Here is a 9,177-nt window from a genome sequence, read left to right on the forward strand (position 1 = left end):
CATGGACGCGTATTCCGAAAGGTCTTTTGTCGACGTGGCGGACGAAGGGCCATCTGCGTGCCACGTGCTCCGGGACGGTGAATGCTCCACGTTCCAGCGGTTGCGCGACGCTGGCCTGCGGCCGACACGCCAGCGCCTGTTATTGGCAGATTTGTTGTTCGGCCAGGGACATCGTCATGTCACAGCGGAAATGCTCTTTGCCGAGTCGGCGGATGCCAACATCCAGCTGTCGCTGGCGACCGTCTACAACACGCTGAACCAGTTCACCCAGGCCGGGCTGTTGCGCCGGATCGGGCCGGATGGCTCGCGGTCGTTCTTCGACACCAACACGTCGGTGCATCCGCATTTCTACCTTCACGGCGAGGATGTCCTGATCGACGTGCCCGAGACGCTCGTCCTTGCGCAGATGCCCGAGCCCTTGCCGGGCCACGAGATCTCGCGGCTCGACATCATCATCCACGTCCGCCGCAAGTCCGCCGACACCTGACAGGCCTGTCTGAGCCTGTCGCATTTGCGACAAAGCGGGCGGTGTCGAGAAGTCAAGGAATCTCAATTGCTTGGCGATTATTCCGACAATGGCACGCAGGTTGCTGAACTCCTGATCGGAATGAATGACTGGAGTACGCGGATGGTGTTTTCCAACCCGACGAAACGACTGGATGGCGGTCAGCTCCCACTCGTCGTCCTCAACGACACCACGCTGCGGGACGGCGAACAGGCGCCGGGCGTCGCGTTCACCACCGCGGAAAAAGTCTCGATTGCGCGCGCATTGGCCTCGGCCGGCGTCACCGAGATCGAAGCCGGCACGCCCGCCATGGGCCATGACGAGGTGAGCGCGATCCGGGCCATCGTCGAGGCCGGCTTGCCGGCGACCGCGATCGGCTGGTGCCGGATGCGGACGTCTGACGTCGATGCAGCGATCGAGGCCGGCGTCTCCATGGTGAATGTGTCGATCCCTGCCTCCGACGTGCAGATCGCCGCCAAGCTCGGCGGCGGACGGCCGGCGGCGCTGGAGCAGGTGAGGCGGGTGGTCGGCTACGCCCGCGACAGGGGCCTCGACGTCGCGGTCGGCGGCGAGGATTCCTCGCGTGCCGATGTCGATTTCCTGGTCGAGCTGATTGCCACCGCAAAGGCCGCGGGCGCGCGGCGCTTTCGCATAGCGGATACCTTGAGCGTGCTCGATCCTGACGCGGCCTTTGCGTTGCTGGCAGCGCTTCGGTCGACCACCGATCTCGAGCTCGAATTCCACGGTCACGACGACCTGGGCCTGGCGACCGCCAATACGCTTGCCGCAATCAAGGCCGGCGCGACCCATGCCTCCGTCACCGTGATCGGCCTCGGCGAGCGGGCGGGCAACGCGCCACTGGAGGAGGTCGCGGTCGCGCTCAGGCAGCTCTACGGCCGCGAGACCGGCGTGGTGCTGTCCGAGCTGGAGCATGTTGCAGCCGTGGTCGCAGCCGCGGCCGCGCGAGCCATCCCCCTGAACAAGGCGATCGTCGGCGAGCACGTCTTCACCCACGAGTCCGGCATTCACGTCGACGGCCTGTTGAAGGATCAGCGTACCTATCAGGCGCTGGATCCGCGGCTGCTCGGCCGCTCCAATCGCATCGTGATCGGCAAGCATTCGGGGCTCGCGGCGATCACCGCGCTGCTGGCCGAGCTCCAGCTGTCCGTCAGCGCGGAGGAAGCAAAGTCCGTTCTCGCCCGCGTCCGCCAGCATGCCGTCGAGCACAAGGGCGCCGTTGCGCGCGAGACTGTGACGGCGATCTGGCGCGAGGTGCGCGAGCGCTCGCTCCTGAATTGCGCGTGAGGGTGCCATGGCCTGTGCCGTCGACATTCCGCTCGCCGAACCGTCCGCTCCCGGACCGGTCACGCCCTCCCTGCTGAAGTTGATCCGCGAGGACATCGGCTGCGTGCGCCAGCGCGATCCCGCCGCGCGCAGCCAGATCGAGACGCTCCTGACCTATCCCGGCGTCCATGCCGTCATCTGGTATCGGATCGCGAACCGGCTGTGGGCCGGCGGCTGGCGCTTTCCGGCGCGGCTGTTATCCTGGTTCGGGCGCTTCGCCAGCAATGTCGACATCCATCCTGGCGCGCGCATCGGCCGACGCTTCTTCATCGATCACGGCGCCTGCGTCGTCATCGGTGAGACCGCGGAGATCGGCGACGACGTCACGCTCTATCACGGCGTCACGCTGGGTGGCACGTCGTGGTTTCCCGGCAAGCGCCATCCGACGCTGGAAGATCGGGTCGTGGTCGGAGCCGGCGCCAAGATCCTCGGGCCGATCACGGTCGGCGCGGGCTCACGCGTCGGAGCCAATTCGGTGGTGATCGACAGCACGCCACCCGACGTCACGGTGGTCGGCATTCCCGCGCGCGTCGTGCGTCCGCAACTTGGTCATCGCCGCGTCGTCGGGCGGATCGATCTCGACCATCATTTGATGCCGGATCCCGTCGGCGACGCCATTGCTGTGCTGCTCGACCGCGTCGAGTTCCTGGAGGCGCGGCTGAGCCACATGCAGAGGCGCGCCAGGGATGCCGGCGCACCCGCAACGCAAAGCACGACCTGCATGGTGCCGCAGAGCCCGATGGAGACCGATCATGGCTGATGGAATACTGGCGCAACTCAACAAGGCCTCCGCCGCCGAAGAGTTCTTCACGCTGCTCGGCGTCGACTACGATCCGAAACTCGTCAACGTGGCGCGGCTGCATATCCTGCGGCGCATGGGCCAGTACCTCGCCGGAGAGGACTTTGCCGGAGTGGCGGACGAGACCGTGGCGGAACGATGCAAGACCGTGCTCGAGCGTGCCTATGCTGACTTTGTTGCATCCTCGCCGATCGACCAGCGCGTGTTCAAGGTCCTGAAGGATGCCGTCGCGCCGCAGCCGAAGCAGGCGCCGACATTGGTGCAGATCGGCTCGCTGAAGTGAGCCCGTGCTCTGTCGCATTTGCGACGCGTGTCGGGGCAGCGTTGTCGGCTCTGCTGCCTGAAGCGGATGCAACCGATACCGTTGCTCTTCTAAGTCGCTGTATCAGCATTTGAATTTCGTCTTTCGCGTAGTTGGTACGACACTTGCTGTTTGTCCTCTGAACCAAGTTCTGGGGACGAGTCCTGGAGAAGCACATGCACATCGTCGTCTGCATCAAGCAGGTTCCGGACTCCGCGCAGATTCGCGTGCATCCCGTGACCAACACCATCATGCGTCAGGGCGTGCCGACCATCATCAACCCCTACGACCTCTTCGCGCTGGAAGCGGCACTCGAACTGCGCGACCAGTTCGGCGGCGAGGTCACGGTGCTGACCATGGGACCGCCATCGGCCGAGGACAGCCTTCGCAAGGCGCTGACCTTCGGCGCCGACCGCGCCGTGCTGCTGACCGACCGTTTCTTCGCCGGCGCCGATACGTTGGCCACTACCTATGCGCTCGCCACCGCGATCCGCAAGATCTCGACCGAGTTCGGCGCGCCGGATCTCGTCTTCACCGGTAAGCAGACCATCGACGGCGATACCGCGCAGGTCGGTCCCGGCATCGCCAAGCGGCTCGGCCTGTTGCAGCTCACCTATGTCGCCAAGATCAGCGCGCTGGACCTGCAGGCCCGCACCATCGACGCGGAACGGCGCTCCGAGGGCGGCGTGCAGCTCCTGCGCACCAGGCTGCCGTGCCTCGTCACCATGCTGGAGGCGACCAACCAGATCCGGCGCGGTGCGATGGCCGACGCCCTGCGTGCGGCGCGCGCACCGATCGTGAAATGGAGCGCGCAGGAGGCCGGTGTCGAGGACATCTCGAAATGCGGGCTGCGCGGCTCGCCCACCATCGTCAAGCGGGTGTTCGCGCCCGCGGCGCGCAGCGAGAAGGCGGCGCTGATCGAGAGTGGCGAGCAGCCGGCCGAGGCACTGATCGACGCCATTTTCAAGCGCCAGCCGGCGCTCGAGACCGAGCTCGCGACGCTGGCGCGCGGTTATTGAGGCGAGAGGAAGCAAGCACCATGGCCACCGCACCGAAAACCGCAGCTCCAGCCTCCGGTCGCGCCGCGACCAAGAAGGAGTTGCCGGAGCATTTCAAGGCCTACAAGCACGTCTGGGTTTTCATCGAGCAGGAGCGCGGCCAGGTTCATCCCGTGTCCTGGGAGCTGATGGGCGCCGGCCGCAAGCTCGCCGACAAGCTCAAGGTCGATCTCGCCGCGGTCGTGATTGGGCCGGAAGGCGAGGCAACGCAGAGCGCCGCCGCGGAGTCGTTCTGTTACGGCGCCGATCTCGTCTACATGGTCGCCGACGATCTGCTCACCGACTATCGCAACGAGTCCTACACCAAGGCACTGACCGACGTCGTCAATACCTACAAGCCCGAGATCCTGCTGCTTGGCGCCACCACGCTCGGCCGCGACCTCGCAGGTTCGGTGGCAACGACGCTGCTTACAGGGCTGACGGCAGATTGCACCGAGCTCGACGTCGATGCCGACGGCTCGCTCGCCGCGACGCGCCCGACCTTCGGCGGCTCGCTGCTCTGCACGATCTACACGCTGAACTACCGGCCGCAGATGGCGACGGTACGTCCGCGCGTGATGCCGATGCCGGATCGCGTCGTGCGTCCGGTGGGCCGCATCGTCAGTCATCCGCTCGGTCTCGTCGAGGACGACATCGTGACCAAGGTGCTGTCGTTCCTGCCTGATCGCGATTCCGCGAAATCCAATCTAGCCTATGCAGACGTCGTCGTCGCCGGCGGCCTGGGGCTGGGGTCACCGGAGAATTTTCAGCTGGTGCGCCAGCTCGCCACGGTGTTGGGGGCCGAATATGGCTGCTCGAGGCCGTTGGTGCAGAAAGGCTGGGTCACATCCGACCGGCAGATCGGCCAGACCGGCAAGACCATCCGGCCGAAGCTCTATATCGCAGCCGGCATCTCCGGCGCGATCCAGCACCGCGTCGGCGTCGAAGGCGCCGACCTGATCGTCGCCATCAACACCGACAGGAACGCGCCGATCTTCGACTTCGCGCATATGGGCATCGTCACCGACGCCATCAGGTTGCTTCCGGCGCTGACCGCGGCGTTCCGCGCCCGGCTGTCGCCGCATTCGCGCGACCGGATCGCGAGCTAGTAGATGTCGAGCCCGGTGCGATCCGCGTCCGCCGTTCACCTCTCCCGAAGGGAGAGGTCGGATCGCGTAGCGATCCGGGTGAGGGGGCGCGCTCCATCGAGGGACCTAAAGCCCTCACCCGGCGCTTCGCGCCGACCTCTCCCCGACGGGGAGAGGTGGACCTCGCCCGCTGTCGAAGCGGGAGCCCTTGAGAGGAGTAGATCATGATCGAGGAGAAATTCGATGCCATCGTCGTCGGCGCCGGCATGGCCGGGAACGCGGCGGCGCTCACGCTGGCCCAGCGCGGCCTCAAGGTGCTCCAGCTCGAGCGCGGCGAGTATTCCGGCTCGAAGAACGTGCAGGGCGCGATCCTCTATGCCGACATGCTGGAGAAGCTGATTCCCGATTTCCGCGAGGACGCGCCGCTGGAGCGACATCTGGTCGAGCAGCGCTTCTGGATGATGGACGACCGCTCGCACACCGGCCTGCACTACCGCTCCGACGACTTCAACGAGGAGAAGCCGAACCGCTACACCATCATCCGCGCGCAGTTCGACAAATGGTTCTCGCAGAAGGTTCGCGAGGCCGGAGCCACCGTGCTGTGCGAGACGACGGTGACCGAGCTCGCGCAGGACGCCTATGGCAAGGTGATCGGCGTGCGCACCGACCGCGCCGATGGCGAGATCCATGCCGACGTCGTGGTGCTGGCGGAAGGCGTCAATGGCCTGCTCGGCACCCGCGCCGGCCTGCGCGAACGGCCCAAGGCCGACAAGGTCGCGCTCGCCGTCAAGGAGATGCATTTCCTGCCGCGCGAGACCATCGAGGCCCGCTTCAATCTCAGGGGCGACGAAGGCATGGTGATCGAGGCCGCCGGCACCATCTCCCGCGGCATGACCGGCATGGGCTTCATCTACGCCAACAAGGAGTGCATCTCGCTCGGCATCGGCTGCCTGGTCGCTGACTTCCAGCGCACCGGCGAGACGCCGTACGGCCTGCTCGACCGCTTCAAGCGGCATCCCTCGGTCGCCCCGCTGATCGAGGGCTCGGAAGTGAAGGAGTATGCCGCGCATCTCATTCCCGAGGGCGGCTTCAAGGCGATCCCGCAGCTCTACGGCGAGGGCTGGGTCGTGGTCGGCGATGCCGCCCAGCTCAACAACGCCATCCACCGCGAGGGCTCGAATCTCGCAATGACCTCGGGCCGGATCGCGGCGGAAGCGATCTTCCAGGTCAAGTCGCGCAAGGATCCGATGACGGCGGAGAACCTGTCGCTCTACAAGACGATGCTGGACGAATCTTTCGTCATCAAGGACCTGAAGAAGTACAAGGATATGCCTGCGCTGATGCACACCCAGTCGCAGAATTTCTTCCTGACCTATCCGGAGCTCGTCTCCAAGGCGATGCAGAACTTCCTGCGCGTCGACGGTACGCCAAAGGTCGAGAAGGAAAAGACGACGTTCAAATCGTTCATCAAGGCGCGGTCGTGGAGCGGGTTGTTCGGCGACGCCTTCCGCCTCGCCCGCGCCTGGCGGTGACCTCAAGGAAACGCAAAACTGGCGATGGAGATTAAGCCATGTCGATCGAGCCATCTGTACGCGTCGAGGACAAGCTGTTCTACAACCGTTATCTGGTCGACGCCGGCCGGGCCCACATCAAGGTGCGCCCGCACACCACGCCGTCGCCGGAACTCCTGACGATGCTGAAGGCCTGCCCGGCGCGCTGCTACGAGCTCAATGACAAGGGCCAGGTCGAGATCACCGTCGACGGCTGCATCGAATGCGGGACATGCCGTGTGATCTGTGAGGAGAGCGGCGACATCGAGTGGAGCTATCCGCGCGGCGGTTACGGCGTGCTGTTCAAGTTCGGCTGATCCATGAAGCTCAGCGCCCGCAACGTTCTGCCCGGACGGGTGATCGCCGTCACCAAGAGGACGACGACGGCCCATGTGAAGATCGAGCTCGCGCCGGGCCTGGTGGTGTTCTCCTCGATCACCAACGAAGCGGTGGACGACCTCGCCTTGAAAGTGGGCGATGCCGTCTCCGCCGTGATCAAGTCATCCGACGTGATGATCGGCAAGTAGCGACGCAGGAGCATCGGCGGGCTGGCGCGCGGCGCGGGCCCGCTTTATCCGCGACGACAGGTCTTGCCACCATCCCTCGATCGCTCCTCGCTCGCACAGCAGGCTGGTGCCGATCCCGCCGGTAAAGTCATTCCAGGCGTCCAGGCATTTTTCCGGCACCGCCGTGAGCACCGGGATGCCGGCGGCGATGGCGCCGGCCAGCTCGTCGCGCAGACCGCCGCCGGCGGCCTCCTGCTTGGAGAATTTGTTGATGACGACGAGATCGACATCGGCCGCGATCGCGCGGGTGACGGCGACCGCCGCTTCGGCAAGGCCCGCAGCGTCGAGCTTGCATGCCATGGCGCCCGAGCCGAGCGGCTGGCAGATCGAGATCTCCGCGCCGGTCATGAGGTCGACCGCCTGCATGCCGATCTGGCAGCCCGCGCCATCCTCGACGTTGCGCTGGACCACGCCGCCGATCCGCTCGCCCGATCGCGCGAGATCCTGAGCAAAGTCGGCGAGCAGGCCGTCGACGTCGTCCTGCGGACGATAGAGGATCGCGGCGACGCGGTTCGGGTCGATGTCGTGAAAGTCGATCGGCATGGAAGTCATCCTCGTCGGGCTTCCTACGCTCTTCCGTCGTCGCGAGCAATCTCCAAGCCGATCGCGGCTCCCGGCCAGCGGTATCGGATGGGGGTCGTGCAGCGGACCGGAGCTGACGACGCGGCCTTGCTCCATCAGCACCAGGTGATCGGCAAAGCGCTCGATCTCCGCCATGTCGTGGCTGATATAAAGCACCGGGAGCGACAGCGTCTCGTGCAGCCGCTCGAGGAACGGCAAGATCTCGTCTTTGGTCGCGCGGTCGAGCGCGGACAGCGGCTCGTCCATCAGAAGGAGTTTTGGCTGTGACAGCAGGGCACGGCCGATCGCGACGCGCTGCCGCTCGCCGCCGGAGAGGCGGGAGGGCGAGCGGTCGAGCAATGCGGCAAGGCCGAGCAGCTCCACGACCTCGCTGAATGCGATCTGCGCGCGCGCCGCCTTCGGAGCGCCGAACAGCAGATTGCGTCGTACCGAAAGATGCGGGAACAGGCTGGCTTCCTGGAAGACGTAACCGATCGGCCGCCGGTGCGCGGGCCGAAACGACGAGCTGTCCTGCCAGATGTCCTCGCCCACGGCGCAAAACCCGTCGGCCATGCGTTGCAGGCCGGCGATACAGCGCGCGACACTGGTCTTGCCGCAACCCGAAGGACCGAAGATTGCGGTGACGCCGCTCGCGGGAATGCTCAGCTCGACGTCGAGCCAGAAATTGCCGAGCCTGCCGCGGAAGGCCGCGTTGATGCGAGCGGGTTCGGCCGTTCTCATGCCGCAGCCCTCGCGGCGCGCTTGTCGACGAGCGTCATGGTGAGGATCACGGCGAAGGCGAAGATCACCATGAGCCCCGCGAGCATGCTGGCCTCGCGCCAGCGCGAGGTCTCGACATAGTCGAAAAGCGCGACTGACAGCACCTTGGTATGCCCGGGAATGTTGCCGCCGATCATCAGCACGAGGCCGAACTCGCCGACGGTGTGTGCGAAGCCGAGCACCGCGCCGGTCAGGAAGCCCGACCGTGCCAGCGGCACTGCGACGGTCCAGAACGTGCGCAGGGGTGACGCGCGCAGGGTCGCGGCAACCTCGAGCGGCCGCTCGCCCATCGCGGCGAAGGCATTGCGGATGGGCTGCACCACGAACGGCATCGAATACACCACCGAGCCGATGACCAGGCCTTCGAACGTGAAGGCGAGCGTGCGCCCGCCCCACAGGCTTGCGATCCACCCGCCCGGCCCGTCCGGGCCGAGCAGCACCAGTAGATAGAAGCCGAGCACAGTCGGCGGCAGCACCAGCGGCAGCGCAACCACGCTCGCGATGATTTCGGTCCACCAGCCTTTGGCGCGCGCCAGCCACCAGGCGAGCGGCGTAGCCAGCACCAGCAGAATCGCGGTCGAGATCGCGGCCAGTTCGACCGTCAGCAGAACCGACTGGCGAATCTCCGCCGACCAGATCTCCATGC

11 protein-coding genes and 1 pseudogene are annotated in these 9,177 nt (G+C 65.9%); 9 read left to right on the top strand and 3 right to left on the bottom strand.

All coding sequences use genetic code 11. From position 1 onward, the window contains the following. Position 1: 1 nt before the first annotated feature. The 9 genes from irr to EDE08_RS21820 all read left to right on the top strand — a co-directional run bounded on the left by irr (position 2) and on the right by EDE08_RS21820 (position 7,151). A complete protein-coding gene (gene irr / locus EDE08_RS21780; RefSeq protein ID WP_131870855.1) occupies positions 2–487 on the top strand; it encodes a Fur family transcriptional regulator Irr in 486 nt (161 codons plus the stop codon). Between the two features lie 141 nt (positions 488–628). Then, positions 629–1,810: a homocitrate synthase gene (gene nifV, locus EDE08_RS21785; protein WP_131870856.1), complete on the top strand. Its 1,182-nt coding sequence runs from the start codon at positions 629–631 to the stop codon at positions 1,808–1,810. Positions 1,811–1,817: 7 nt separating this feature from the next. Further along, the gene (cysE, locus tag EDE08_RS21790; RefSeq protein WP_131870857.1) at positions 1,818–2,609 is read left to right on the top strand and encodes a serine O-acetyltransferase; all 792 of its coding nucleotides are present in this window, start codon (positions 1,818–1,820) and stop codon (positions 2,607–2,609) included. Beyond that, positions 2,602–2,931: a nitrogenase stabilizing/protective protein NifW gene (gene nifW / locus EDE08_RS21795; protein WP_131870858.1), complete on the top strand. Its 330-nt coding sequence runs from the start codon at positions 2,602–2,604 to the stop codon at positions 2,929–2,931. Before cysE ends, nifW begins: the two co-directional genes overlap by 8 nt. A gap of 194 nt (positions 2,932–3,125) precedes the next feature. Further along, entirely contained in the window at positions 3,126–3,968 is an 843-nt protein-coding gene (locus tag EDE08_RS21800) for an electron transfer flavoprotein subunit beta/FixA family protein (RefSeq protein ID WP_131870859.1), read from the top strand. Positions 3,969–3,988: 20 nt separating this feature from the next. Next, entirely contained in the window at positions 3,989–5,095 is a 1,107-nt protein-coding gene (locus tag EDE08_RS21805; protein WP_131870860.1) for an electron transfer flavoprotein subunit alpha/FixB family protein, read from the top strand. 203 nt (positions 5,096–5,298) lie between these two features. After that, positions 5,299–6,606, top strand: a complete 1,308-nt coding sequence (locus EDE08_RS21810) for an FAD-dependent oxidoreductase (RefSeq protein ID WP_131870861.1) — start codon at positions 5,299–5,301, stop codon at positions 6,604–6,606. Between the two features lie 38 nt (positions 6,607–6,644). Next, complete coding sequence (locus tag EDE08_RS21815; RefSeq protein ID WP_131870862.1) at positions 6,645–6,941, top strand: ferredoxin family protein; 297 nt, start codon at positions 6,645–6,647, stop codon at positions 6,939–6,941. Positions 6,942–6,944: 3 nt separating this feature from the next. Further along, positions 6,945–7,151 (top strand): TOBE domain-containing protein, encoded by a 207-nt coding sequence (locus EDE08_RS21820; protein WP_131870863.1) that lies wholly within the window; start codon positions 6,945–6,947, stop codon positions 7,149–7,151. On the opposite strand, the gene EDE08_RS38525 is transcribed toward EDE08_RS21820, so the two are convergent. From EDE08_RS38525 to modB, 3 genes and pseudogenes are all read right to left on the bottom strand, one after another. Further along, the gene (locus EDE08_RS38525) at positions 7,125–7,742 is read right to left on the bottom strand and encodes a DUF2478 domain-containing protein (protein WP_349627699.1); all 618 of its coding nucleotides are present in this window, start codon (positions 7,740–7,742) and stop codon (positions 7,125–7,127) included. The two genes, EDE08_RS21820 and EDE08_RS38525, sit on opposite strands and share 27 nt — an antisense overlap. A gap of 51 nt (positions 7,743–7,793) precedes the next feature. Beyond that, positions 7,794–8,492 (bottom strand): annotated as a pseudogene (gene modC, locus EDE08_RS38530) (molybdenum ABC transporter ATP-binding protein); the annotation flags it as partial. Continuing rightward, complete coding sequence (gene modB / locus EDE08_RS21830) at positions 8,489–9,175, bottom strand: molybdate ABC transporter permease subunit (RefSeq protein WP_131870865.1); 687 nt, start codon at positions 9,173–9,175, stop codon at positions 8,489–8,491. The pseudogene modC and the gene modB, both read right to left, overlap by 4 nt. Between the last annotated feature and the right edge of the window lie 2 nt (positions 9,176–9,177).

Source organism: Bradyrhizobium sp. R2.2-H (assembly GCF_004346455.1).
In the GTDB taxonomy this organism is placed as follows: Bacteria; Pseudomonadota; Alphaproteobacteria; order Rhizobiales; family Xanthobacteraceae; genus Bradyrhizobium; species Bradyrhizobium diversitatis.